Origin of the sequence: Bradyrhizobium guangxiense (assembly GCF_004114915.1) — a bacterium.
In the GTDB taxonomy this organism is placed as follows: Bacteria; Pseudomonadota; Alphaproteobacteria; order Rhizobiales; family Xanthobacteraceae; genus Bradyrhizobium; species Bradyrhizobium guangxiense.
This window is the reverse complement of the sequence record NZ_CP022219.1, coordinates 2,377,763-2,402,512: the sequence shown is the minus strand read 5'-3', so window position 1 is coordinate 2,402,512 and position 24,750 is coordinate 2,377,763. Positions and strand designations below refer to the sequence as shown.

At 65.2% G+C, this 24,750-nt stretch carries 21 protein-coding genes and 1 pseudogene; 5 read left to right on the top strand and 17 right to left on the bottom strand.

The window, feature by feature from the left end:
- Nucleotides 1-262: 262 nt before the first annotated feature.
- From X268_RS11190 to X268_RS11175, 4 genes are all read right to left on the bottom strand, one after another.
- Complete coding sequence (locus X268_RS11190) at nt 263-2,191, bottom strand: potassium transporter Kup (RefSeq protein WP_128925004.1); 1,929 nt, start codon at nt 2,189-2,191, stop codon at nt 263-265.
- A 141-nt stretch (nt 2,192-2,332) separates the two neighbouring features.
- A complete protein-coding gene (locus tag X268_RS11185; RefSeq protein WP_164937664.1) occupies nt 2,333-4,231 on the bottom strand; it encodes a potassium transporter Kup in 1,899 nt (632 codons plus the stop codon).
- A gap of 251 nt (nt 4,232-4,482) precedes the next feature.
- The gene (locus X268_RS11180; protein ID WP_128925002.1) at nt 4,483-5,313 is read right to left on the bottom strand and encodes an OmpA/MotB family protein; all 831 of its coding nucleotides are present in this window, start codon (nt 5,311-5,313) and stop codon (nt 4,483-4,485) included.
- 24 nt (nt 5,314-5,337) lie between these two features.
- Nucleotides 5,338-6,111 (bottom strand): motility protein A, encoded by a 774-nt coding sequence (locus X268_RS11175; protein WP_018645542.1) that lies wholly within the window; start codon nt 6,109-6,111, stop codon nt 5,338-5,340.
- A gap of 290 nt (nt 6,112-6,401) precedes the next feature.
- Here X268_RS11175 and X268_RS11170 point away from each other — a divergent pair, with 290 nt between their 5' ends.
- The gene (locus X268_RS11170; protein ID WP_128925001.1) at nt 6,402-6,695 is read left to right on the top strand and encodes a hypothetical protein; all 294 of its coding nucleotides are present in this window, start codon (nt 6,402-6,404) and stop codon (nt 6,693-6,695) included.
- 3 nt (nt 6,696-6,698) lie between these two features.
- On the opposite strand, the gene X268_RS11165 is transcribed toward X268_RS11170, so the two are convergent.
- The 4 genes from X268_RS11165 to X268_RS11150 all read right to left on the bottom strand — a co-directional run bounded on the left by X268_RS11165 (nt 6,699) and on the right by X268_RS11150 (nt 11,237).
- A complete protein-coding gene (locus X268_RS11165) occupies nt 6,699-7,418 on the bottom strand; it encodes an RraA family protein (RefSeq protein WP_128925000.1) in 720 nt (239 codons plus the stop codon).
- Nucleotides 7,419-7,542: 124 nt separating this feature from the next.
- Nucleotides 7,543-8,421 carry a CDP-alcohol phosphatidyltransferase family protein gene (locus X268_RS11160; protein WP_128924999.1) on the bottom strand — a complete coding sequence of 293 codons (879 nt, stop codon included), beginning with the start codon at nt 8,419-8,421 and terminating at the stop codon, nt 7,543-7,545.
- Between the two features lie 83 nt (nt 8,422-8,504).
- Nucleotides 8,505-9,227 carry a phosphatidylserine decarboxylase gene (locus X268_RS11155; RefSeq protein ID WP_283818298.1) on the bottom strand — a complete coding sequence of 241 codons (723 nt, stop codon included), beginning with the start codon at nt 9,225-9,227 and terminating at the stop codon, nt 8,505-8,507.
- A gap of 54 nt (nt 9,228-9,281) precedes the next feature.
- Entirely contained in the window at nt 9,282-11,237 is a 1,956-nt protein-coding gene (locus tag X268_RS11150; protein ID WP_128924997.1) for an ABCB family ABC transporter ATP-binding protein/permease, read from the bottom strand.
- A gap of 201 nt (nt 11,238-11,438) precedes the next feature.
- Between X268_RS11150 and X268_RS11145 the strand changes: the two genes are divergently transcribed.
- A complete protein-coding gene (locus X268_RS11145; RefSeq protein ID WP_164937663.1) occupies nt 11,439-12,044 on the top strand; it encodes an LOG family protein in 606 nt (201 codons plus the stop codon).
- Here X268_RS11145 and X268_RS11140 read toward each other — a convergent pair.
- The 4 genes from X268_RS11140 to cysS all read right to left on the bottom strand — a co-directional run bounded on the left by X268_RS11140 (nt 12,041) and on the right by cysS (nt 16,108).
- Complete coding sequence (locus tag X268_RS11140; RefSeq protein WP_128924995.1) at nt 12,041-12,418, bottom strand: VOC family protein; 378 nt, start codon at nt 12,416-12,418, stop codon at nt 12,041-12,043. The genes X268_RS11145 and X268_RS11140 overlap by 4 nt on opposite strands.
- Nucleotides 12,419-12,523: 105 nt before the next feature.
- Entirely contained in the window at nt 12,524-14,122 is a 1,599-nt protein-coding gene (cimA, locus tag X268_RS11135; RefSeq protein ID WP_128924994.1) for a citramalate synthase, read from the bottom strand.
- The gene (locus tag X268_RS11130) at nt 14,119-14,610 is read right to left on the bottom strand and encodes a GNAT family N-acetyltransferase (RefSeq protein ID WP_164937662.1); all 492 of its coding nucleotides are present in this window, start codon (nt 14,608-14,610) and stop codon (nt 14,119-14,121) included. The genes cimA and X268_RS11130 overlap by 4 nt, the downstream gene beginning before the upstream one ends.
- A 115-nt stretch (nt 14,611-14,725) precedes the next feature.
- Nucleotides 14,726-16,108 carry a cysteine--tRNA ligase gene (cysS, locus tag X268_RS11125; RefSeq protein WP_128924992.1) on the bottom strand — a complete coding sequence of 461 codons (1,383 nt, stop codon included), beginning with the start codon at nt 16,106-16,108 and terminating at the stop codon, nt 14,726-14,728.
- A gap of 287 nt (nt 16,109-16,395) precedes the next feature.
- On the opposite strand from cysS, the gene X268_RS11120 reads away from it, so the two are divergent.
- Together X268_RS11120 and X268_RS11115 are read left to right on the top strand one after the other, a co-directional pair.
- Nucleotides 16,396-16,677: a hypothetical protein gene (locus X268_RS11120; RefSeq protein ID WP_128929219.1), complete on the top strand. Its 282-nt coding sequence runs from the start codon at nt 16,396-16,398 to the stop codon at nt 16,675-16,677.
- Between the two features lie 144 nt (nt 16,678-16,821).
- A complete protein-coding gene (locus tag X268_RS11115) occupies nt 16,822-18,006 on the top strand; it encodes a DUF2865 domain-containing protein (protein WP_128924991.1) in 1,185 nt (394 codons plus the stop codon).
- A 192-nt stretch (nt 18,007-18,198) separates the two neighbouring features.
- On the opposite strand, the gene X268_RS11110 is transcribed toward X268_RS11115, so the two are convergent.
- Genes X268_RS11110 through X268_RS11100 form a run of 3 tightly spaced genes read right to left on the bottom strand, consistent with a single transcriptional unit; the run spans nt 18,199 to nt 21,725 of the window.
- Nucleotides 18,199-19,956: an NAD+ synthase gene (locus tag X268_RS11110; RefSeq protein ID WP_128924990.1), complete on the bottom strand. Its 1,758-nt coding sequence runs from the start codon at nt 19,954-19,956 to the stop codon at nt 18,199-18,201.
- A gap of 22 nt (nt 19,957-19,978) precedes the next feature.
- On the bottom strand, nt 19,979-20,332 hold the full coding sequence (locus X268_RS11105) for a diacylglycerol kinase (protein WP_128924989.1): 354 nt from the start codon (nt 20,330-20,332) through the stop codon (nt 19,979-19,981).
- Between the two features lie 4 nt (nt 20,333-20,336).
- Nucleotides 20,337-21,725, bottom strand: a complete 1,389-nt coding sequence (locus X268_RS11100) for a class II 3-deoxy-7-phosphoheptulonate synthase (RefSeq protein WP_128924988.1) — start codon at nt 21,723-21,725, stop codon at nt 20,337-20,339.
- Between the two features lie 182 nt (nt 21,726-21,907).
- Here X268_RS11100 and X268_RS11095 point away from each other — a divergent pair.
- Nucleotides 21,908-22,800, top strand: a pseudogene (locus X268_RS11095) (alpha/beta hydrolase family protein).
- Nucleotides 22,801-22,806: 6 nt separating this feature from the next.
- Here X268_RS11095 and X268_RS11090 read toward each other — a convergent pair.
- Both X268_RS11090 and X268_RS11085 read right to left on the bottom strand, forming a co-directional pair.
- Nucleotides 22,807-23,070 carry a hypothetical protein gene (locus tag X268_RS11090; RefSeq protein ID WP_128924987.1) on the bottom strand — a complete coding sequence of 88 codons (264 nt, stop codon included), beginning with the start codon at nt 23,068-23,070 and terminating at the stop codon, nt 22,807-22,809.
- Between the two features lie 187 nt (nt 23,071-23,257).
- Nucleotides 23,258-24,742: an aldehyde dehydrogenase family protein gene (locus tag X268_RS11085; protein ID WP_164938119.1), complete on the bottom strand. Its 1,485-nt coding sequence runs from the start codon at nt 24,740-24,742 to the stop codon at nt 23,258-23,260.
- Nucleotides 24,743-24,750: the final 8 nt, after the last annotated feature.

The window sequence follows — 24,750 nt, the reverse complement described above, 5'->3', positions numbered from 1 at the left end:
CGAAAATCAAGCGCTACAAAGGCTTGAGCCGCGCGGCGCAAGTTAAAGCTAAATCGCAGCGACTTGAAGTGCGGCTTTCAGGGCCACGCCCGGAAATCCAGCTTCACCTCTCGCCACCCGTCGGTGTCATTCCCCGCGCAGGCAGGGAATCCAGTACGCCGCGGCGGCTGTGGCGAGAGCGAGCTCTTCAACTCCGGCCTCTGGGAGGCTGGATCGCCCGGTCAAAGCCGGGCGATGACAGTACAGCGCGCCGGCTCCGGCCCTAAATCGCCACCTGGGTGCCGACTTCGACCACGCGGCCAGAGGGAATCTGAAAATAGTCCGTGGCGTCGTTGGCAGAGCGGCTGAGCGAGATGAACAGCCGGTCCTGCCAGCGCGGCATGCCCGAATGGGCGGCCGGCTTCAGCGCCCTCCGCGACAGGAAGAACGAGGTCGACATGATGTCGAACTGCCAGCCGAGCTTGCGGGCGATCGCCAGCGCCTTCGGCACGTTGGGCGATTCCATGAAGCCGAACTTCAGCGTCACCTTGGAGAAGGTCGGCGAGATCTGCTCCAGTTTCACGCGCTCGGACGGATCGATCCGCGGGGTCTGCGCCGTCTCGATGGTGAGAATGACGTTCTTCTCGTGCAGCACCTTGTAGTGTTTCAGACTATGCATCAGCGCGGTCGGCGCGCTGAGCGGATCCGAGGTCAGGAACACCGCGGTACCGGGCACGCGCTGCGGCGGCCGCTTCTCCAGCATCGCCACGAGATCGGCGAGCGGGAACTCGAGCTTGCGGGACTTCTCGAACAGCAGCCGGCTGCCGCGCCGCCACGTGTACATCAGAATGATCATGAGCGCGCCAAGCGCCAGCGGCACCCAGCCGCCCTCGAACACCTTGAGCAGGTTGGCGGTCAGGAAGGTCAGATCGAGGAACAGGAACGGGGCAATCAGCGCGCCGGCGGCGAGCGGCGACCACCGCCAGCCCTTCCAGATCACGACAAAGCCCATCATCGCGGTGACCACCATGGTGCCCGTGACGGAGATGCCATAGGCCGAGGCCAGCGCACTGGAGGAGCGGAATAGCAGTACCAGCAACACCACCGAGACCAGCAGCAATTGGTTGATGCGCGGGATGAAGATCTGGCCGGAATGGACTTCCGACGTATGGCGAATTTCGAACCGCGGCAGCAGCCCGAGCTGGATCGCCTGCCGCGTCAGCGAATAGGCGCCGGTGATCACCGCCTGGCTGGCGATCACGGTCGCCATGGTCGCCAGCACGACCATGCTGCCGCGAACAAAGCCTTGCGGGAAGAGCTGGAAGAACGGGCTTACGATCGCGCCGGGATCGCCAAGGACGAGAGCACCCTGCCCCAGATAATTCAGCGCCAGCGATGGCAGCACGATGAACAGCCAGGCGGTCTGGATCGGCCGCTTGCCGAAATGGCCGAGGTCGGCGTAGAGCGCCTCAGCGCCGGTGACCGCTAGGAACACGGCGCCCAGCGTCACGAAGCCGATGATGCCGTGGTGAAGCATGAAGGACACGGCGTAGAGCGGGTTCAGCGCGTACAGCACCTGCGGCTGCTGGATAATGGGATGGATCGCCGCCGCCGCAAGGACCGCAAACCAGACGCACATGATCGGGCCGAAAAAGGCGGCAACGCGGGCCGTGCCGCGGGACTGAACGGCGAACAGGCAGGCCAGGATCACGACGGTTAGCGGCACGATGTAAGGCTCGAACGTCAGGGTGACGTCCTTCATGCCCTCGATCGCCGACAGCACCGAGAGCGCCGGCGTGATCACTGCGTCACCATAGAACAGCGCACCGGAGATGATGCCGAGCAGCACGATGGTCGCCCCGCCGGTACCGACCGCGCGCTGGGCCAGCGCCATCAATGCAAGCGTGCCGCCCTCGCCGTTGTTGTCGGCACGAAGCAGGATCACGACGTATTTGAGCGTCACCACGACGATCAGCGCCCACAGGATCAACGAGAGAACGCCGAGCACCGCTGCTGGCGTCGGCACCCCCTCGGCGCCCGAGGCGGCCATCACTGCTTCGCGAAACGCGTAGAGCGGGCTGGTGCCGATATCGCCATAGACCACGCCGATACTGCCGAGCGTCAGTGCGCCGAAGCCGGCGGTGGTGTGGGCGTCGCCATGCCCATTGGCCGCCGCCGTTTCCGGGGCGGGAACTGCTACGTCGCTTGTCATGGGAGAGCCCGGTGGCCTCTAAAATGCTTCACTGCACAACGGCGGAAGAGCGCGCGGCTTATAGTCCTGCGCTACCGGCATAGCCTAGCCCGATTTCGGGCCCTTGCCATGCGAAATTTGCATAGACTTGCCAGTTGCGCTTCAAATAGTGACCTGGGTTCCAACTTCAACCACCCGTCCCGTGGGAATCTGGAAATAGTCGGTGGCATCGTTCGCGGACCGGCTCAGCGCAATGAACAAATGGTCCTGCCACAGCGGCATGCCCGACTGCGCTGACGCCTTCAGCGACCGTCGCGACACGAAGAACGACGTGGACATGATATCGAACTGCCAGCCCTGCTTGCGCGCGATCGCGAGCGCCTTGGGTACGTTCGGCTGCTCCATGAATCCGAAGCGCAGACGGACCTTGGAGAACTTGTCGCTGATCTTCTCCATGCGGAACCGCTCCGCGAGGTCGACCCGCGGCGTCTGCGCGGTCTCGATGGTCAGGATCACGTTGTGCTCATGCAGCACCTTGTTGTGCTTGAGATTGTGCAGCAGCGCGGTCGGCACGAACGCGGGATCGCTGGTCAGAAACACCGCGGTGCCCTTGACGACGTGCGGGGGCCGTTTCTCGAGGCTGCGGATTAGGTCGTCCAGCGGCACCTCGATCCGGCGCGTCTTCTGAATCAGAATCCCCGAGCCCTTGCGCCAGGTCCAGATCGTTCCCGCCATGGCCACGCCGAACAGCAGCGGCACCCAGGCCCCCTCGAGCAGCTTCAAGAGATTGGCGCTGAAGAAACTCAAATCGACGACGACGAAGGGCATGATCACGGCGGCAGCGGCGGCAGCGCGCCAGTTCCACAATTTCCAGATCACGACGAAGCCCATGATGCCGTCGGCGACCATGGTGGTGGAGACCGCGATGCCGTAGGCCGAGGCCAGATTGCTGGGGGTGTGGAAGAGCAGCACCAGCAGCATCACGCCGATCAGCAGCAGCCGGTTCACCCGCGGCAGATAGATCTGGCCGGCATGGGCCTCGGAGGTATAACGGACCTCGAAGCGCGGCAGCAGACCGAGCTGCACCGCCTGATAGACCAGCGAATAGGCACCTGTGATCACCGCCTGGCTCGCGATCACGGTCGCTGCAGTCGCGAGCCCGACCAGCGGCAGCACCAGACGCTCAGGGACCATGCGATAGAACGAGTGCTCGATCGCGCTGGGGTCGGACAGTACCAGCGCGCCCTGCCCGAAATAGTTGATCAACAGCGCCGGCAGCACGAAGAACATCCAGGCCGACTGGATCGGCTTTCGCCCGAAATGGCCAAGATCGGCGTAGAGCGCCTCGCCCCCCGTCACCGCCAGGAACACGGCGCCGAGCGTCACGAGGCCGATCGTGCCATGCGACAGCACGAACTGCACCGCGTAATAGGGATTGATCGCCGCCAGCACGGAGGGATCATCGACGATATGGACCGCGCCCATCACCGCGATGACGGTGAACCAGACTACCATCACCGGCCCGAAGGCCGAGGCGACCAGCGCGGTCCCCTTGCTCTGGACCGCGAACAGCAGCGCGAGGATGAGGACGGTGAGCGGCACGACGTAGTGCTCGAACGCGGGGGTTGCGAGCTTCAGGCCTTCGACCGCCGATAGCACCGAGATCGCCGGCGTGATCATGGAATCGCCGATGAACATGGAGGCGCCGATCACGCCGAGGGCCAGCAGGAACCAGCTCCGCCGCCCGAGGGCGCGCTGGCCGAGCGCCATCAGCGAGAGCGTGCCGCCCTCCCCGTTATTGTCGGCGCGCAGCAGCAGCAGGACGTATTTGGCGGTGACGACGATCAAGAGCGCCCACAGGATCAGCGAGAGCACGCCGAGCACGATGACCCGCGAGACCGGCTCACCATGGGCCGCGCCCCTGACAGCTTCGTGGAATGCATAGAGCGGCGAGGTGCCGATATCGCCGAAAACGACGCCGATGCTCCCGAGCGTGAGGGCCCAAAAACCTGATCTGACCGGCCCTTCCTGGGTCTCGGCCTGTGTGATGCTCGCCGTCATGAAGGTGGAAAACGTTTCGTCCCTGGAATTGATCCGGCGCCTTTTGACGCTTCCGGTGCCCCTGTCAATCGCCGCGCCACCATAGCAGGCGCCGAGACGGATGCTGTGACGCCGCAGCCACGCTCATCGCCAGCGCGACGACATGCCTCAGGTAAGATGGTAGCGCAAGAGGCCTTGGTGTCCGAGCCTGCTCTCGTCGGAAAACCGGTGCCCGCTTTACGCCAACGCGGCGCTTCGGGCCCGGATCATGCTCAGGGCTTCAGATTGGGCGGCAGCGGCGGATCTTCGCGCATCAGGGTGATGGTCACTCGCCGGTTGGCCGCGAGCGAAGGATCGTCCGGAAACAGCGGCTGGGTGTCCGCCTTGCCGGAGACGGCGAAGATGTGCGATGGCGGCAGGCCCTCGCGTTCGAGGATCTGACGCACGGCATTGGCACGGTCGGCCGACAGATCGAAGGCGCCGTAGTCGCTGCGGTTCGGCACGAAGCCGGCCGCGGTGTGGCCGGCGATGGAGACGCGCAGCGGCGTCGCCTTGAGCGGGATCGCGAGCTTCTCGACCAGACGGCGGGTGCGGTCATAGGGCACCTTGGAGCCGTCGGCGAACATCGAGCGGCCGTCCTGGTCGACGATCTCCAGGTTGAGACCCTGCTTGGTCTCCTCGAACATGATGTGCTTGGACATCTCGGTCAGCTCCGGCATGTCCTGCAGCGCCTGGCGCAGCGAGGCTGCGGCGAGCGCGAAATTGCGATCGACCTTGATCTTGGCGCCGGAGGTCTTGTCGCGGTCTTCCTGGTCCGGGGTCGGGGTGTTGGAGGCGTCCTCGGGCTGGATGTGATCGACGTTCTTCAGCCTCGGGCGCGTCGGCAGGCCGTCGGACTCGACGATGCCGGCATAGCGCGCCTCGCTCTGCACGCCGAAGGCGTCGCGCATCGAGCCGGCGACGATCTTCAGCTTGTTGGCGTCCTGCGTCGAGAACGCCACGAGCATGACGAAGAAGCTCATCATCAAGCCCATGAGGTCTGCGAAGGTCACGACCCAGCCGTGACCGCCGCCATGCGCATCGCCGCGTTTCTTCTTGGCCATGGCTGAAAATCCCGGCGGGCCGGCTTACGCCGGCACCGGCTCGCCCTCGGCGTGACGATGCTTCTCCGGCAGGTAGGCCAGCAGCATTTCGCGCACGAGCGTCGGGCTCTTGGAGTCGCGGATCATCAGGATGCCGTCGATGATCAGGGTGCGGTTGGTCTCTTCGTCAAGCAGCTTGCCATGCAGCTTATCGGCGATCGGCAGACAGAACAGGTTCGCAACCAGCGCGCCGTAGAGCGTCGCGAGCAGCGCGGTCGCCATGAACGGGCCGAGCTTGGAAGGGTCGGTCATGTTGGCGAACATCTGCACCATGCCGATCAGGGTGCCGATCATGCCGAAGGCCGGAGCGCAATCGCCGATGGCGCGGTAGATCTTGCTGCCCTCGTCGAGGTGCATCAGGAAGTTGTCGCGGTCGCGCTCGAGATTGTCTCGGATGAAGTCGAGGTCGTAGCCGTCGGCGACGTAGCGGATGCCCTTGGCGAGGAACGGCTCGTCGGTCTCGACCTTTTCGAGGCCGACCGGGCCCTGCTTGCGCGCGATCTCGGCGATGCGGGCGAGCTCGTCGACGAGGTCGTGCGCCGACAGCCGGCTCATGGTGAAGGCGAACTTGGCGCCGAGCGGAAGGCCGTGCAGCAGCGCCGAGAGCGGAAAGCGGATCATGGTGGCCGAGATCGAGCCGCCGAAGATGATGATCATCGCATGTTCGGAGATGAACATGTGAAGGTCGCCGCCCATGAAAATCATCGCCGTGATGACGATGATGCCGGCCGTGAGCCCAACGCCCGTCATGATATCCATGGGATACTCCAACGCGTACGCAACAACGGCCGTCCTGGCCGCTGGCGCGGCCCAACCCCGAACCGCATCGGAAACCCTAGAGCGCCGCCCTTAAAGCCGCGTAAAGGTTAAGTTGGGCAGGCCCGGCAGACCGGCGCAGCGCGCCGAAATGCGGCCGGCTTTGCCGACCGCCGTCAGGAATCTCAACGCTTTGCTAACCATGACTGCGGCCCCGCGCCACATCCGCGACGGGCGACGATGCAGTATCATCCCATGGGCTGCGGCCTGCTCGATCGCGGGAGCGATTTGCAATGTTGACGCTGTTCAGTCTTCTCACGGCGTTGCCGGCGGTGCTGGCGCTGCATCTGCTCGAGCCGGAGCTCGTCCTGCCGGCGTTCAGCGCCGTGCTCTTTGTCGAGGCTGCCTTCGCCGTCATCGCCGCGCGATTGATTCAGAGCACCGGCAGCGCGGACGAGATCACGCTGTGGGATCTCGCAGGCGGCTTCACCTTGATCGGATGCGCCGCCGCCGTGTTCGGAGAGCCGGATCAGGCCGCCCTGTTCCTGACCGAACAAGGCAGCTCGCGACCGGCCTCATCGCCGTAAGCTTCAGTGAATCTCCGCCGAGCGCTTCAGCGCGGCCTTCAGCTTCTCCAGCGAAAAGTCGGGACTGCGGGCGATCTCCAGGATCGGCGTCTCGCGGCGGCCGCAGAGCTCGGCAGCCTCGGGCAGCTTGGCCGCGACGTCGAGCGGGATCACGATGGCGCCGTGCTGATCGGCATGAATCAGGTCGTCCGACCTCACGGTCATGCCGGCGACGCGAACCTCGCCGCCGAAGCTTTCCGCATGCACCCAGGCGTGCGAGGGGCCGATCGAGCCGGCCAGCGCCTGGAAGCCGGGCGCCCATTGCGGAATGTCGCGGATCGAGCCGTCGGTGATGACGCCGAGGCAGCCGAGCGCCTTGTGCACGTTGCTCTGCACCTCGCCCCAGAACGCACCGTAGCCGACGTCAGGGCCGTCGATGTCCTGGATCACGGAGATGCGCGGACCATGGCCGGTGCCGACATATTCGTAATATTCGATGCGGCGCTTCGACTGTTCCTCGGCGGGAAGCGAGGACTTCAGCACCGAGCGGATGGCAACCGTGCGAGCATAGCCGACGATCGGCGGCAGGTCGGGAAACGGGCAGACCAGTTGCTTGGTGGTGTAGCCGATCAGCCGGCGCTCGGGCGCCACGATCTCCATGGCATTGCAGATCGTCGGCGTATCGTAGCGGCCCAGCGCTTCGAGGACGGCAGCGGGCAGCGGCCCGGTCGCGGAATTGGTCACGGCGTTCTCTCCCAGATTGGCGGCGGTTGATTGCGCGATGCCGCCGGCATCAGGGCGATATAGCCGAGATCGGGTCTCGACCCAACTCAGCGCGCCATCATGGCAGATATCCGCGAAAAAACGCTCAGTGCAGCCGCCCTGGACGGTCCTCCTGCGGCGGCTCCGCCACGTTCGCCAGCGTCGGCGCCGACGGCGGCGAGGCGACCTCGCCTCCCGTAGGAGCAGAGGCTTCCATGGCGCGCGCCTGGTCGCGATAGGATTTGTAGCCGAGCGGCAAAGCGAGGAGATAGAGCACCGTGCCGATCGAGAGCACGTGCCAGGGATAGGCGATCAGCAGCGCGATGAAGACGATCACCGCGACGAAGGCCGGCAGCACCAGCTCCGGCGGCACGCGCATGCGCTTGGTCTTGCCGGAGAACACCGGCAGGCGCGACACCATCAGGAAGGCGATCAGAAGCGTATAGGCCGCGGTCACCGCCGCAGGCATGCGGCCGAGCTCGAGGAAGGCGACATAGATCGGCAGCAGCACGGTGATCGCGCCGGCCGGCGCCGGCACGCCGGTGAAGAAATTGGCCGCGAAGGCGGGCTTGTTCGGGTCGTCCATGGTGGCATTGAAGCGGGCCAGGCGCAGGCCGCCGGAAATCGCGAACACCATGGCGGCGATCCAGCCGGCATTGCCGAGCTCGTGCAGCTGCCAGAAATACAGCATGAGACCGGGCGCCACGCCGAAATTGACGAAATCGGCGAGGCTGTCGAGCTCGGCGCCGAACTTGGACTGCCCCTTGATCATGCGCGCGATGCCCCCGTCGATACCGTCGAGCGCGGCCGCGAACACAATGGCATAGACGGCGAGCGAGATCCGCCCTTCGATCGAGAGGCGGATCGAGGTCAGGCCGGCGCAGATCGCCAGCAGCGTGATGACGTTGGGCACCAGCATCCGCACCGGTATCGGGCGGAACCGCCGGGGGCGCGTATCCGGGTATTTGAAGTCATAGGGCGTCATGGCTGTCCTCACCTCGAGGCGAGATATAGCAAGCCGCATCCCCCTCCGCCATTGCGGCGGAAGGCCCCTCGGGCCGACTTTCGTTAACTGGCGCGGTAGGCGCGGCTCGGGTCGTCGCCGGCGAGGGCCGCCAAGATGGTCTCGCCGGCGATGGCGATCTGCCCTTCCGAGACCAGCGCCTTAGTGCCGAGCGGCAGATAGACGTCGAGCCGTGAGCCGAAGCGGATCAGACCGAAGCGCTCGCCGGCGCCGATCGCCTGGCCTTCCCTGACGAAGCAGACGATGCGCTTGGCGACGAGGCCCGCGATCTGGATCACGCCGATGCGCGCCGTCGGCGTCGAGATGACCAGCGAGTTGCGCTCATTGTCCTCGCTCGCCTTGTCGAGCTCGGCATTGATGAAGAGGCCGGGCCGGTAGGCGATCCGATCCACCCTGCCCGCGATCGGACTGCGGTTCACGTGGCAGTTGAACACGCTCATGAACACCGAGATACGCGGCAACGGCCGATCGCCGAGACCGAGCTCGGCCGGCGGCAGCGCCATGGTGATCATCGAAACGCGGCCGTCGGCTGGCGACACCACCAGCCCCTCGCGCACCGGCGTCACGCGCACGGGATCGCGGAAGAACAGCGCGCACCACACCGTCAGGATCGTACCGATCCAGCCCAACGGCGACCACAGCCAGAACAGGATCAGGCTCGCCAGCGCAAAGCCGCCGATGAAGGGATAGCCCTCCTTGTGGATCGGCGGGGTCTGACGCTGGATCGAATCGAGAATGGACATCGCTATCTGCCGCTCGGGGTTAATGGCACGGGTCGTCGCGCGGGCCTGTTTAGGCCAGAGTTGGGACCGGAGACAAGGTCACTCCGCCGCCGCAGGCGCGGTCAGGGCGTCGCTGACGGGCGGCGGCTCCCGGTTGGGCGCCTCTTTGCTGTCGGCCATCTTGGCCAGCTTCTCCCGCGCCGCCTCGGCCTCGCGCTGCCTGTTCCACATGCTGGCATAGAGGCCGCCATGGGCGAGCAGCTTGGCGTGGGTCCCCCGCTCGGCGATGCGGCCCTGATCCAGCACGATGATCTCGTCGGCCCCGACGATGGTCGAAAGCCGGTGCGCGATCACCAGCGAGGTGCGGTTCTTCGCCACGCGGTCGAGCGCGCCCTGGATCTCGTGTTCGGTATGGGTATCGAGCGCCGAGGTCGCCTCGTCCAGCACCAGGATCGGCGGCGCCTTCAGCACGGTGCGCGCGATTGCGACGCGCTGCTTCTCGCCGCCCGACAGTTTGAGCCCGCGCTCGCCGACCTGGGTCTCGTAACCCTTGGGCGACATGCGGATGAAGTGGTCGATCTGCGCCAGTTGCGCCGCCTCTTCGACTTCGGCATCGCTGGCGTCCCAACGGCCGTAGCGGATGTTGTAGCGGATGGTGTCGTTGAACAGCACGGTGTCCTGCGGCACCATGCCGATGGCAGCGCGAAGGGAATCCTGCGTCACCGCGCGGATGTCCTGGCCGTCGATCAGGATCTTGCCGCCGGAGACGTCGTAGAGGCGAAACAGCAGGCGCGAGATGGTCGACTTGCCCGCGCCGGACGGGCCGACGATCGCGACGGTCTTGCCGGCCGGCACCTCGAAGCTGATGCCCTTGAGGATCGGGCGCGTCGGCTCATAGGCAAAGCGCACGTCCTCGAAGCGCACGGTGCCGGCGGAGATCACCAGCGGCTTGGCATCGGGCGCGTCCTTGATCTCGGCCTCGCGGCCCAGCACATTGAACATCTTCTCGATGTCGATGATCGCCTGCTTGATCTCGCGATAGACCATGCCCATGAAGTTCAGCGGTTGGTAGAGCTGGATCATCATGGCGTTGACCAGCACGAAATCGCCGACCGTGTTTGTGCCGTTGCGTACGCCGATCGCGCACATCAACATGGTCGCGGTCAGGCCCAGCGTGAAGATCACCGCCTGGCCGGTGTTGAGCACCGCGAGCGAGGTGTAGGTGCGGACGCTCGCTTCCTCGTAGCGCTCCACCGATTTGTCGTAGCGCTGCGCCTCGCGCGCCTCGGCCCCGAAATATTTCACAGTCTCGTAGTTGAGCAGCGAGTCGATCGCCTTGGTGTTCGCCTCGGTGTCGGAATCGTTCATCTTGCGGCGGATGCCGATCCGCCATTCGGTCGCGATATAGGTGTAGTACATGTAGACGGCGACCGTGATCAGGGTCGCGACAACGTAGCGCCAGTCGAACTGCCAGAGCAGCACGGCCATCAGCAGCGAGACCTCGACGATGGTCGGGATCAGCTGCAGGATCACCATGCGGACGATGACCTCGATCCCCTCGCGGCCGCGCTCGAGCACGCGCGTCAGCCCGCCGGTCTTGCGCTCCAGGTGAAAGCGCAACGACAGCTCGTGCATGTGGACGAAGGTGATGGTGGCGAGCTTGCGCACCGCGTGCATGGCGACGCGCGCGAAGATGCCGTCGCGCCATTGCGTCAGCAGCGCCATCAGGATGCGCATCACGCCGTAGCTCGCGGTCAGCAATAGCGGCGAGGCGATCACCCACAGCTGCCAATTGTCGGCCGCGACCGGCGCCGAGTTGGCGCCCGTCAGCGCGTCCGTGGCCCATTTGAAGCTGAACGGTACCGCGAGCGTGATCAGCTTGGCGGCGAGCAGCAGCACCAGCGACCAAACCACCCGCATCTTCAGGTCGAAGCGGTCGCCCGGCCAGATATAGGGCCACAGATGCGCGAGCGTGCCCATCAGCGTGGCCCGTTCCGGCGGGCCGCCGGCAGCATTGGGAACGTCGGCGCCGTCGAACGATTGAGGTTGGTCCATCAAGAAGCCTGAAAGCCCGCCGGATGCGAGCGTCGCCGCGATTTACGATTTTCGCCTGTCATATAGAGCCTTCCCGATGGCAGCGCACCCCGCCAGATGGCGAATCTTCGATTGTTTGTCGCCATTTACCGGTAAATTTCCGGCTCATCCGAATCACCTGAAGGGCTTGACGCCTCTTCGCTGCAATGCATCATGGCACCAATGAGCACGATCAAAACCGTCTGTGTCTATTGCGGCTCCGGCCCAGGAACCAATCCCAACTTCATCGAAGCGGCGAAAGCCCTCGGCAAGGCGCTGGCGGACAACAAGATCCGCCTCGTCTATGGCGGCGGCTCGCTCGGACTGATGGGGGCGGTCGCAACCTCCGTGCTGGATCACGGCGGCACCGTCACCGGCATCATCCCCGACTTCCTCCGGATGCGCGAGAACGCGCTGACGCGGGTGCAGGAGATGGTCGTCACACCCGACATGCACGAGCGCAAGCGGCTGATGTTCGAGCGCTCCGACGCCTTCGTCGCCTTGCCCGGAGGGCTCGGCACGCTCGAGGAGCTGGTCGAGCAGCTGACCTGGCAGCAACTCGGCCGTCACGCCAAGCCGGTGCTGCTCGCCAACATCGACAATTTCTGGGAGCCGCTGTTCTCCCTGGTGGCCCATATGCGCCAAACGGAGTTCATCCGCGCCGGCCTTACCGTCGACATCCTGAAGGCGGACAAGGTCGAGGAGATCGTCCCGCGGCTGCGCGCCGCGGCTGCGCAGATTCCCGACAGCCAGCGCGATCTCGCGCCGGAAGTGGCGCGCAAGCTTTAGTCTGCCGGAAACGTCACCGCCTCGATGCGGTTGCCGTCGGGATCGGTGACGAAGGCCGCGTAATAGCGTACGCGGTCGTGCGGGCGGATGCCGGGCGCCCCGTCTGAGGCTCCGCCTGTCGCGAGAGCTGCGGCATGAAACGCATCGACCTCGTCGGTCGTTCTCGCCCGCAGGCAGATGTGCACGCCGCTCTCCGCCGGCACACGCGGCATGGTCTCGCGCAGATTGATCCAGAACTCGGGATAGGCCTTGCCGAATCCGACCGTTCGGGGCCGCGTGACGAGACGCGTGAGGCCGAGGGCCGCGAGCGTGGCCTCGTAGAATCGTGCGGCACGCTCGAGATCGCTGACGCCGACGGAAATGTGGTCGATCATGCTTGCCCCCTCCCTGAGTCATTCCGGGGCACGCGAAGCGTGAACCCGGAATCGCGAGATTCCGGGTTCGGTGCTGCGGACCGCCCCGGAATGACTCCGCGATAGTTACGCCGGCGCCCCCGACTTCACCAGCTTGTAGATCACCGAATCCATCAGCGCCTGGAACGAGGCGTCGATGATGTTCGGGGAGACGCCGACCGTGGTCCAGCTGTCGCCGTTCTCGTCCTCGCTCTCGATCAGCACGCGCGTAACCGCGCCGGTGCCGCCGTTGAGGATACGCACCCGGTAGTCGATCAGCCTCAAGCCCTCGATGTATTTCTGGTACTTGCCGAGATCCTTGCGCATGGCAACGTCGAGCGCGTTGACCGGGCCGTTGCCTTCGGCGGCCGAGATCAGGTGCTCGCCGGCGACGTCGACCTTGACCACCGCGAGCGCCACGGTGACGCGCTCGCCGAGCGCGTTGTAGCGCTGCTCGACATTGACGTCGAACTGCTCGACCTCGAAATAATGCGGCACCTTGCCGAGGGTGCGGCGCGCCAGGAGCTCGAAGGAGGCATTCGCGGACTCATAGGCGTAGCCGGCGGCCTCGCGCTCCTTCAACTCCTCGACGAGGCGCGTCAGCTTCGGATCGCTCTTCTCGTAGGGAATGCCGGCACGGTCGAGCTCGGCGATGACGTTGGAACGTCCGGCCTGGTCCGAGACCAGCACCTTGCGGTGATTGCCGACCGACTCCGGCAGCACGTGCTCGTAGGTCTGCGGATCCTTCAGCACCGCGGAGGCATGTATGCCGGTCTTGGTGACGAAGGCGCTCTCGCCGACGTAAGGAGCATGCCGGTTCGGCACGCGATTGAGCATGTCGTCGAGCGTACGCGACACCTTGACGAGCGTTGCCAGCTTCTCCGCCGTGACGCCGATCTCGAAGGCGTTCGCAAACTCCCTTTTCAATTTCAGCGTCGGAATCAGCGAGCACAGATTGGCGTTGCCGCAGCGCTCGCCGAGACCGTTCAGCGTGCCCTGGATCTGCCGCGCGCCGGCACGCACTGCGGCGAGCGAATTGGCCACCGCCTGCTCGGTGTCGTTATGGGCGTGAATGCCGACATGATCGCCGGGGATGTGCTTCGTCACTTCGGTGACGATGGCCTCGACCTCATCAGGCATGGTGCCGCCATTGGTGTCGCACAGCACCACCCAGCGCGCGCCAGCATCGAAGGCGGCTTTTGCGCAAGCGAGCGCAAAACTCGAATCTTCCTTGTAGCCGTCGAAGAAATGCTCGCAGTCCAGCATGACCTCGCGACCGGCGGCCTTCGCGGCCGCGACGCTGTCGCGGATGGAGGCGAGGTTTTCCTCCTTCGTCGTCTCCAGCGCGACGCGCACCTGATAGGCCGAGGACTTTGCCACGAAGCAGATCGCATCCGCTTTCGCTTCCAACAGTCCGACCACACCGGGATCGTTCGAGACCGAGCGCCCGGCCCGGCGCGTCATGCCGAAGGCCGTGAAGCGCGCATGGGCGAGCTTGGGCTTAGAGCCGAAGAACTCAGTATCGAGCGGGTTGGCGCCGGGATAGCCGCCTTCGACGTAGTCGATGCCGAGATCGTCTAGCATCGCGGCGATGACCTGCTTGTCGGCCAGAGTGAAATCGACGCCGTTGGTCTGCGCGCCGTCGCGCAGCGTGGTGTCGAACAGATAAAGGCGCTCCTTGCTCATTGCGTCGCTCCGAGCGTCTTCTTCATGGTGGTGTTGGCGAGCCACTCGTCGTTGATGGTGACGCTGTTGCGCTGCTGGGCGGTGTAGCCGCGCTTGGCGAAGAAGCCCTGCGCGTTGTCGCTGGCATCGACCGACAGGCTCGTCGCGCCGCGGCCGCCGGCCAGTTTCTCCAGCGCGTCGACCAGCATGGTCGCAATGCCCTGCCCGCTGACGGCCGGATGCACATAGAGCATACGGATGTGATCGGTGCCGCGCAGCGAGGCGAAGCCCACGGGCGAGCCTTCGAGCGTTGCGATCAGCGTCAGGTCGGAGGCGAGCCGCTTGCCGAACTCCTCGTCCGCCGCGGCTGCCATCCAGGCTTCCTGCTGCGCCTCGCTATAGTCGTCGCCGGTCAGCTCCTCGATGCTGGCGGTGAAGATCGCGGCGAGCACCGGCAGGTCATCGGGAAGGAACGGCCTAAGTGCCGGCTTTGGCAAAGTCTGTCCCATCGTCCTCACCACATCCCATAGAGCTTGAGCACCAGCGCCACGGCACCCGCGAGCAGCGCGATCTTCAGCGCGATGTAATAGAGCCAGTGCCGCGGGAAAGGCGTGTCCGGCCGCTTCATCGCGCGACCTCCCACGTCGTTCCTTCCTTGGAGTCCTTGATCGCAATGCCCATCGCGGCGAGCAGATCACGGATGCGGTCGGACTCCCCAAAGTCCTTCCGTACGCGCGCAGCTGTCCGCTCGGCGATCAAGCGCTCGACCTCCTTGGCATCGACCCCGCTCGCCTGCTGCTTGCGCCCTTCCCACTGCGCTGCGCTCTCGGACAGGAAGCCGAGCAGGCGCAACGAGCCCGCCAGGGCACTGACGTCGCCGCCGCGCAGGCCATGCAGCGCCGCGATCGCCAGCGGCGTGTTGAGATCGTCGAACAGCGGATCGAGCACGGATGCGGCCGGCTTGCCGGGCGCGACGTCGGCTGCAACGCGATACCAGTCATCGAGCGTCTTGGCGCTCTCCTCCAGCGACTTCATGGTCCAATCGATCGGCGAACGGTACTGCGTCTTGAGCATGTTCAGGCGCAGCACCTCACCCGGCCAATCCCTGAGCAGCTCGTGAATGGTGATGAAGTTGCCGAGGCTCTTCGACATCTTCTCGCTCTCGACCTGCAAGAAGCCGTTGTGCATCCAATAATTCGCCATGCGCTCGCGGTGGAACGCGCAGCAGGTCTGCGCGACCTCGTTCTCGTGGTGTGGAAACACGAGATCGATACCGCCGCCATGAATGTCGAAATGCTCGCCGAGATGCTTCCATGCCATCGCCGAGCACTCGATGTGCCAACCCGGGCGCCCCTCGGCCGTGATACCGGCCGGCGACGGCCATGACGGCTCGCCGGGCTTGGACGGCTTCCACAGCACGAAGTCGGTCGCATCATGCTTGTAGGGCGCGACATCGACGCGCGCACCCGCGATCATCTCGTCGAGCGAGCGCTTGGACAGTGCGCCGTAGCGCGGCAGCGAGGAATTGGCGGCGTTCATCGCCTGCGGCGAGAACAGCACGTGATCCTCGGCGACATAGGCAAAACCGCCATTGACCAGGCGCTCGATGATCTCGCGCATCTCGCCGATATGCTCGGTCGCGCGCGGCTCGACGCTCGGCCGCAAGCAGCCCAGCGCATCGACATCGGCGTGAAACTGCTTGCCGGTCTGCTCGGTAACCTTCCGGATTGCCTCGTTCAGCGGCAGGCCGGGGAAATCGCGCGCGGCACGGTCGTTGATCTTGTCGTCGACGTCGGTGATGTTGCGGACATATTTGACATGCGCCTCGCCGTAGGTGTGGCGCAGCAAGCGAAACAGCACGTCGAACACGATCACCGGCCGCGCATTGCCGATATGGGCGTAGTCATAGACCGTCGGTCCGCACACATACATGCGGACGTTGCTCGCATCGAGCGGCACAAAGGTGCGCTTTTCCCTGCTCAGCGTATCGTAAAGGCGCAATTCCATGACAACCCATCCCTCTCGGCCGGGCGTCCAAGGCTCTCAATGTGTTTGAGAAAAGACGGCTCCAGCCAGCGAATCGCTAGCTCGTAATCTCGCGGCAAATGGCGCAAATGGCGAGGAGACCGTTCATGCGGAACATATGGGCCATCAGGCGCCCTTGCGTCAAGAGTACCGCGCAAACGCTTTCTTTCGCCCGTATAGCGCGCCGCCATCACAACGGTTCATGATGCCCTAACCATTTGAGCCCATTCTGGAACCGGCAGTTCCCCCTTTTTGCCCGGTGCCTTTTCATGCGATTTTTGCCCGCGCTCATTTGCGGCGCCGTCATCTTTGCGGCTTCCGGCGCCTTCCCCGAGACCCGTGTCTTCATCATTGCCAACCAATGCCTGGCCAAGGGTGACAAATGCGGCGCTCCGGCCGCGCACACCTATTGCCAGTCACGCGATTTTGCCCAGGCATCAAGCCATCGCCGGGTCGATCCCGACGAAATTACCGGCTCTGTCCCCAAATCCGGCACAAATTGCTCCCATGGCCATTGCGACGAATATGTCGCAATCACCTGCCAGCGCTGAATTCGCTCGGAGCTGGCGTAGCTTAGGCCGGTCCTTTGGCCCCCGAAACGACGTGACGATGCCGCCGGAAGCGGCTATTGGGAGGGCGCGCTTCGGCCCACCAAGGTCACATGGAAAGTCACATTGGGCCGTGACCTCGCTAGAATGGCGGATATGCCTGAATTCCTGTCTCTCTCCCCTGCTCGCCTTCGCCTTGCCTGCACCGTGCTCTTGAGCACGGCCGTGCTCGCCACCGGCGCTTTCGCTCAGGCTGGTCCGCCCGGCCCGCCGCCGCAAGCGGGCCAAAATGGCCTCGGGCCGAATCCGATGTGCGTGCGATTGGAGGGCCAGCTCGCCGCGCTGGACCGTGGCGGCGGTGGCGATCCCGCGCGTGAGGAGCAAATCCGCCGCTACCAGGACTCCCAGACCCGTCAGCAGGCGGAGCTCGACCGGGTCACCATGCAGGCCAAGCGCATGGGCTGCGATTCCTCCGGCTTCTTCTCGCTGTTCAACGGCCAGTCGGCCCAATGCGGCCCGGTCAACACCCAGATCCAGCAGATGCGCGCCAATCTGGACCAGATCACCGGCAATCTCGAGCGCCTGCGCGGCGGCGGCGGCTCCAGCCCGGAGCGCGACAACCAGCGCCGCTCGGTGCTGATGGCGCTGGCGCAGAACAATTGCGGCCCGCAATACGCCAACGCCGCACAATCGCAAGGCGGCGGCAATTTCCTGAGCAATCTGTTCGGCGGCAACAACGCGGGCAATCCGCAGGGCGCGCCGCCGCCGTCGGATCTCGGACCGCAATCCGGCACCTATCGCACCGTGTGCGTGCGCACCTGCGACGGCGCCTATTTCCCAGTTTCGTTTGCCACGGTGCCGGCGCGCTTCCCCGACGACGAGAAGGCCTGCAAGTCGCTCTGCCCAGCAGCGGAAGCCGTGCTCTACACCCATCGCAATCCCGGCGAAGACATGAACTCGGCGGTCTCGATCAGCGGCCAGCCCTACACGGCGCTGCCGACCGCTTTCAAATTCCGCAGCGAGTTCAACCCGTCCTGCTCCTGCAAGGCCGCAGGACAGACCTGGGCGGACGCGCTGAAATCGGCCGACGACAAGGCGACGGTCGAGCAGCAGGGCGACATCATCGTCACCGAGGAAAGCGCCAGGAAGATGCAGCAGCAGCGGCTCAACAAGGGCACGCCTGCGAATGCGAAGAAGGGCGCAGGCCCCGCACCGACGACCGCGACCGCACCGGCCGCGGCACCGCCGGCGGACACAGCCGCGCCTGCCAGCTCCGAGAACAAGCCGATCCGCTCGGTCGGCCCGACCTTCCTGCCGCAGCAGCAGAAATAGGTGTCCCCTTCTCCCCTTGTGGGAGAAGGTGGCGCGAAGCGCCGGATGAGGGTTCTCTCAGCGCTCACATCTGTGAACGCGGAGACAACCCCTCACCCGGGTGAGTTTGTTGCAGTTGCGGAGCTGCCCTCTCCCACAAGGGGCGAGGGCACAACAACGCTCATCTCGCTTGCGGCTCAGGAGGGAAGTCGCTCACCCCTCGAACGCGTCGATCGACGCCTTGCTGCCGCGCGACGCCAGCGCCTCGTCGGGCGCGGGCTGCTTCTCGCCCTTGTCGCGAAAGCGGTTGGTGATGGGATAGCGGCGGTCGCGGCCGAAAATCCTGGGCGTCACCTTCACGCCGGGCGCGGCCTGGCGGCGCTTGTATTCGGCGACGTTGAGCAGATGGTCGATGCGCGTGACGGTCTCGCGGTCGAAGCCGGCGGCGATGATCTGATCCAGCGGCTGCTCGCGCTCGACGAGACGCTCCAGGATGGCATCGAGCACGTCGTAAGGCGGCAGCGAGTCCTCGTCACGCTGGTTCTCGCGCAGTTCGGCGGTCGGCGGCCGCGTGATGATGTCGGGCGGGATCACCTCGCCGGCAGGTCCGAGCGCGCCGTCGGGCTTCCAGCTGTTGCGCAGGCTTGCCAGCCGGAACACCTGCGTCTTGTAGATGTCCTTGATCGGATTGAAGCCGCCATTCATGTCGCCATAGAGCGTGGCGTAGCCGACCGACATCTCGGACTTGTTGCCCGTCGTCACCACCATCAGGCCGGTTTTGTTGGAGATCGCCATCAAGAGCGTGCCGCGGGTGCGGGCCTGGAGATTCTCCTCGGTGACGTCAGGCGGCAGATTCTTGAAGAGGCCCGACAGGATGGTCTCGAACCCGTTCACGGCTTCCGCGATCGGCAAGACCTCGTAGCGGATGCCGAGATGGCCGGCGAGCTCACCGGCGTCCGCAATCGAGTGTGCGGCGGTGTAGCGATAGGGCAGCATCACGCCATGCACCTGGTCGGCGCCGAGCGCATCGACCGCGATGGCTGCACACAGTGCGGAATCGATGCCGCCGGAGATGCCAAGCAGCACGCCGGGAAAGCCGTTCTTGCTGACATAGTCGCGCAAGCCCAGCACGCATGCGGCGTAGTCGGCCTTGTCGCCCTCCGGCTGCTCTGCAATCGGCCCTGTGCAGCGCCAATCGTCGCCGTTGCGGGTGAAGCGCAGCGTGACGATGCTCTCCTCAAATGCCGGCAGCTGCGCCGCCAACGAGAGGTCACCATTGAGGGCGAAGGACGCGCCGTCGAACACCAGCTCGTCCTGGCCGCCGATTTGGTTGAGATAGATCAGCGGCAGCCCGCTCTCCGTGACGCGCGCCACCGCGACCGACAGGCGCACATCGTTCTTGTCGCGGGCGTAGGGCGACCCGTTCGGCACCAGGATGATCTCGGCGCCGGTTTCGGCGAGCGTCTCGACCACGTTCTCGTAGTCTTCGGACTCTTCCAGCCAGATGTCCTCGCAGATCGGCACGCCGATGCGCACGCCGCGCACGGTCACCGGGCCTGCAGCAGGGCCGCGCGAGAACAGCCGCTTCTCGTCGAACACGCCGTAGTTCGGCAGATTGCATTTGAAGCGCAGGCTCGCGATGCGGCCGCCGTCGAGCAGTGCGCAGGCATTGTAGAGCCTGCCGTCCTCGACCCAGGGCGTGCCGACCAGCATTGCCGGCCCGCCATCGGCGGTCTCGCGCGCCAGGGCTTCGATCGCGGCGCGGCAGGCCGCCTGGAAGGCCGGCTTCTGCACGAGGTCTTCCGGCGGGGAGCCGGCGATGAACAATTCCGGCAACAGCACGAGATCGGCGCCGTCGGCGATCGCCTGGACGCGCGCAGCCCGCGCCTTGGCGGCATTGCCCTCGATGTCGCCCATGACCGGATTGAGCTGGGCGAGCGTGACCGCGAATGCGTTGAGACGTTCGGTCATGGCCGCCCTTTTTCGATCCTTGCTAGACGAAACCCAACCGCTCGACGATGGCGAAGATCCAGAACGCGCCGGCCATCAGCAGCGCCACGCCGACCGCGGCCGAGCCCATGTCCTTGACCCGCCCAATCTGCTTGTCGTGGTCCATGGTCAGGCGGTCGGCGAGCTTCTCGATCGCGGTGTTGAGCAGCTCGACGACCAGCACGAACGCAACGGCACAAACCAGCTCGACCGCGCGCATCGCGGTCGCACCGATGAACCAGGCGAGCGGCACCGACAGCAGGAGCGCAAAGATCTCCTCGCGGACGGCCTGCTCCGATCCAAACGCAAAGGCCAGCCCGTTACGGGAATTGATCGTGGCCTTCCAGATCCGCAGCAAGGTTTTAGAGCCCCGCTGCGACCGGCATCGGCTGGGGCTTGCCGGCGCGCTCCTGCTTGAGGAGTTCCGCCACCAGGAAAGCCATGTCGATGGATTGCTCGGCGTTGAGACGGGGATCGCAGACCGTGTGGTAGCGGTCGTTGAGGTCCTCGTCGGTGATCGCGCGGGCGCCGCCGAGGCATTCGGTGACATCCTGCCCCGTCATTTCCAGATGCACGCCGCCGGCATGGGTGCCTTCGGCGGCATGGATCGCGAAGAACGACTTCACCTCGGACAGAATACGGTCGAACGGGCGCGTCTTGTAGCCCGACGTCGAAGTGATCGTGTTGCCGTGCATGGGATCGCAGGACCAGACAACCACCCGGCCCTCGCGCTTCACGGCGCGGATCATGTTCGGCAGATGCTCGCCGATCTTGTCCGAGCCGAAGCGGCCGATCAGCGTCAGCCGGCCGGGCTCGTTGTCGGGGCTGAGCACGTCGATCAGCTTCAACAGCTCGTCGGGCTTCAACGACGGGCCGCATTTCAACCCGATCGGGTTCTTGATGCCGCGGAAATATTCGACGTGTCCGTGATCGAGCTGGCGGGTGCGGTCGCCGATCCAGAGCATGTGGCCCGAGGTCGCGTACCAGTCGCCTGTGGTGGAATCGACGCGGGTCATGGCCTGCTCGTAGCCGAGCAGCAGCGCCTCGTGGCTGGTGTAGAAATCGGTGGCGCGCAGCTCCGGATGGCTCTCGAGGTCGAGGCCGCAGGCACGCATGAAGTTGAGCGCGTCCGAGATGCGGTCGGCCAGCTCCTTGTAGCGGCGGGACTGCGGAGAATCCTTGAGGAAGCCGAGCATCCATTGATGCACGCTGCCGAGATTGGCGAAGCCGCCGGTGGCGAACGCGCGCAGCAGGTTCAGCGTCGCGGCCGACTGGCGATAGGCCATCAGCTGGCGCTGCGGATCGGGGACGCGCGCCTCCCTGGTGAAGGCGATGTCGTTGACGATGTCGCCGCGATAGCTCGGCAGCTCGACGCCGTTCACCTTCTCGGTCGGCGAGGATCGCGGTTTTGCGAACTGGCCGGCGATGCGGCCGACCTTCACCACCGGCAGCGCGCCGGCATAGGTCAGCACCACCGCCATCTGCAGCAGCACGCGGAAGAAATCGCGAATGTTGTTGGCGCCGTGCTCGGCGAAACTCTCGGCGCAGTCGCCACCCTGGAGCAGGAAGGCCTCTCCGGCCGCAACGCGGCCCAAGGCCTTCTTCAGATTGCGCGCCTCACCCGCGAACACCAGCGGCGGAAACGTCGCAAGCTGCGCCTCGACGTCGGCCAAGGCCTTGGCGTCGGGATATTCGGGCACCTGTAGCACCGGCTTGCTGCGCCAGGACTCGGGCGTCCACCGCTCGGACATCGCAATCTCTCCGTGAAAGCAAAAAGCACAACCTGATCTAGGGGTTGCGAGGGCCGCCTTATACACAGGCTGGCACGACATCGCCAGTTGTAAATCCGCTTCGCACTGCAAGCCCTTGCAGGAAAAGCCAAATTCGCATTTGCTGGGAAACGGCGAAGAAACTGGCAGGATACCTTCTGCCCATGGACGCGGCACCGGACGACGTTTTCATCGACGAGATCAGCTTCCCGGCGACCGACGGGTATGCGCTCTCCGGCACTCTGTTCCTGCCGCGGGGCGGCAAGCGCCATGCCGTGCTGATCAACTCGGCGACCGCCGTCCCGCGAAAGATCTATCGTGGCTTTGCCTCCTATCCCATCGCGGCTGTGCGGTCCTGACCTACGATTATCGCGGCATCGGCGATTCCCGGCTGCCGGCGATGGTCGGCTACAACCGGCCGAAATCGCTGGTCGGCTTCAAGGCCTCGATGTCGGACTGGGCGGCGCTCGACGTCACCGCCGCGGTGCGCTGGATGCGCGAGCGCTATCATGGGCTGCCCCTTGCCTATGTCGGCCATTCCTTCGGCGGCCAAGCACTCGGGCTGATCGAAAACAACAGCGAAATTTCACGGGCCGCGTTCGTGGCCTCGCAGGCCGCAACCTGGCGGCTGATGACCGCGCCAGAAAAATACCGCGTCTTCGCCTTCATGAACTTCGTCGGTGTGCCGCTCACCCACGCACTCGGCTATGCGCCGGGCTGGGCCGGTGTCGGCGAGGATCTACCCAAGGGCGTCTTCCTGCAATGGGCCGAGTGGGTCTCGAGCCCCCGCTATCTCTTCGATTCCAAGCTGCCGACGCTGGAGAACTTCACGAAGTTCAAAGGCGAGCTGCGGGCATTGTGCTTCTCCGACGATCCCTGGGCGACGCGGCCGGCGGTCGAGCTGCTCGCGAGCGGATTCTCCGCGATCAAGCCGGAGGTGCTGACGGTGAGGCCGTCGGATGTCGGTACCAAGGGCATCTCCCATTTCGGCTTCTTCCGCCCCACGCACCGCGACACGCTGTGGCGCGGCCTCGCGGAATGGATTCAAGGCGAGTGAGGCGCGTTAGCGGATGACCGTGGCCAGAGACGAGTAGCGCCTGTTCGGTTTTGCATCGCTCGGCGCAAACTGTGCGAACGCCTCGCTGACCCGGGCGGCCGGCGTGATCCCGTCTGCAAACCGAAACTCCTTCGGCCGCGGCGCATAGAAGCTGGCGCTATAATAGTTGTCGTCGAAGCGCGTCTCGCCGACGCCGAACAATGCGTCGCAAGCGAGCAGGAGCGCGTAAACTCCCGCAACCGCCACGACGATCTCCCTGAAAATTGACATGATAATGCCCTGCCCTTTTGCGGGCAGGATGCAGGTTGGTTCCAAAGCTCTGGTTTAAGGCGCCGTGGTTCCTGTCGAGAGGGTTTGCGGCCGCTGAGCCGAATACAATCAATTTTATCGATCTCGAAAATGAGCCCGCCTGACCGAACGATCAGGCGGGCTCCAGTCGTGGCCGGTCGGGAGGTACTCAGACGGCCAGATTCATCCACACCGCCTTCGGCTCGGTGAAATTGTCGATCGCGGCGGTGCCGTGCTCGCGGCCGAGGCCGGAGTCGCGCTCCCCGCCCCAGGGCAGGCGAACGTCGGTGTAGCCATAGGTGTTCATCCAGACCGTGCCGGCACGCGCCCGCTTGGCGAAGCGCTGCAGCTTGCCGATGTCGCGGCTCCAGACCCCGGCGGCGAGGCTGTAGGCCGTGCCGTTGGCGATTCTCAAGGCGTCGGCCTCGTCCTTGAACTTGATGACGCTGACGACGGGGCCGAAAATCTCCTCCTGCGAGATCCGCATCTCGTGCGCGACATCGGCGAATACGGTCGGGCTGATGAAATAGCCGCGCTCGCCGACGCGCGTTCCGCCGGTGACGAGGCTCGCGCCCTCCTTCCGGCCGATATCGACATAGTCGAGGATCGACTTCATCTGCTTCTCGGAGATGACGGGGCCGAGCGCCGTCTTGCGATCGAGCGGATCGCCGATCCTGAGCGCCTTCGCGCGGGCCGCCAGCCGCTCGACCACCTCGTCATAGGCCCCCTCCTGCACCAGCACGCGGGAGCCCGCGGAGCAGACCTGGCCGGCATTGAAGAAGATGCCGGAGGCGGCAGCCTTGCTCGCCGCTTCGAGATCCGCATCGTCGAAAATGACGTTGGCCGACTTGCCGCCCAGCTCGAGCGAGACGCGCTTGAAATTGCCGGCCGCGCCTTTCATGATTCCGCGGCCGACGCCAGGCGAGCCGGTGAAGGTGACCTTGTCGACGTCGGGGTGATTGACCAGCGCATCGCCGACGACCCTGCCCGGCCCCGTGACGACGTTGAAGACCCCCGCCGGCAGGCCCGCTTCGAGCGCGAGCTCGGCAATGCGCAGCGCCGACAGCGAGGTCAGCTCGGCCGGCTTCATCACGATGGTGCAGCCGCAGGCCAGCGCCGGGGCGAGCTTCCACATCCCGATCATCAGCGGGAAATTCCACGGCACGATCGCCGCGACCACGCCGACCGGCTCGCGCATGGTGTAGGTCAAGGCATCGTCGCGCACCGGCACGACGTCGCCGCTGATCTTGTCGGCCCAGCCGGCGTAATAAATCAGCGTGTCGACCGCTGCCGGAAAGTCCTGGCGCGTCGTCGCAGCGATCGGCTTGCCGGCGTCGATCGACTCGAGCTCGATGATTTCCTCGGCGTTGCGCTTCAGCAACTCCGCCCAGCGCAGCAGGATCTGGCCGCGCTCGGAAGCCCGCATCGTCCGCCAGGGACCTTCGAACGCGCGGCGCGCGGCGGCCACCGCATGCTCGACGTCGGCCTCGCCGCCTTCCGCGATGGTGGCGATGACCTGCCCGGTGGCGGGATTGAGGGATGTGAAGCTGCGGCCGGAGCTGGCGGGAACGCGGCGGCCGTCGATCAGCAGATGCTGCGGCCGCGCCATGAACTCGGTGGCCGGCGAAGGCGCAAAATCATATGCAACAGACATCATATTTC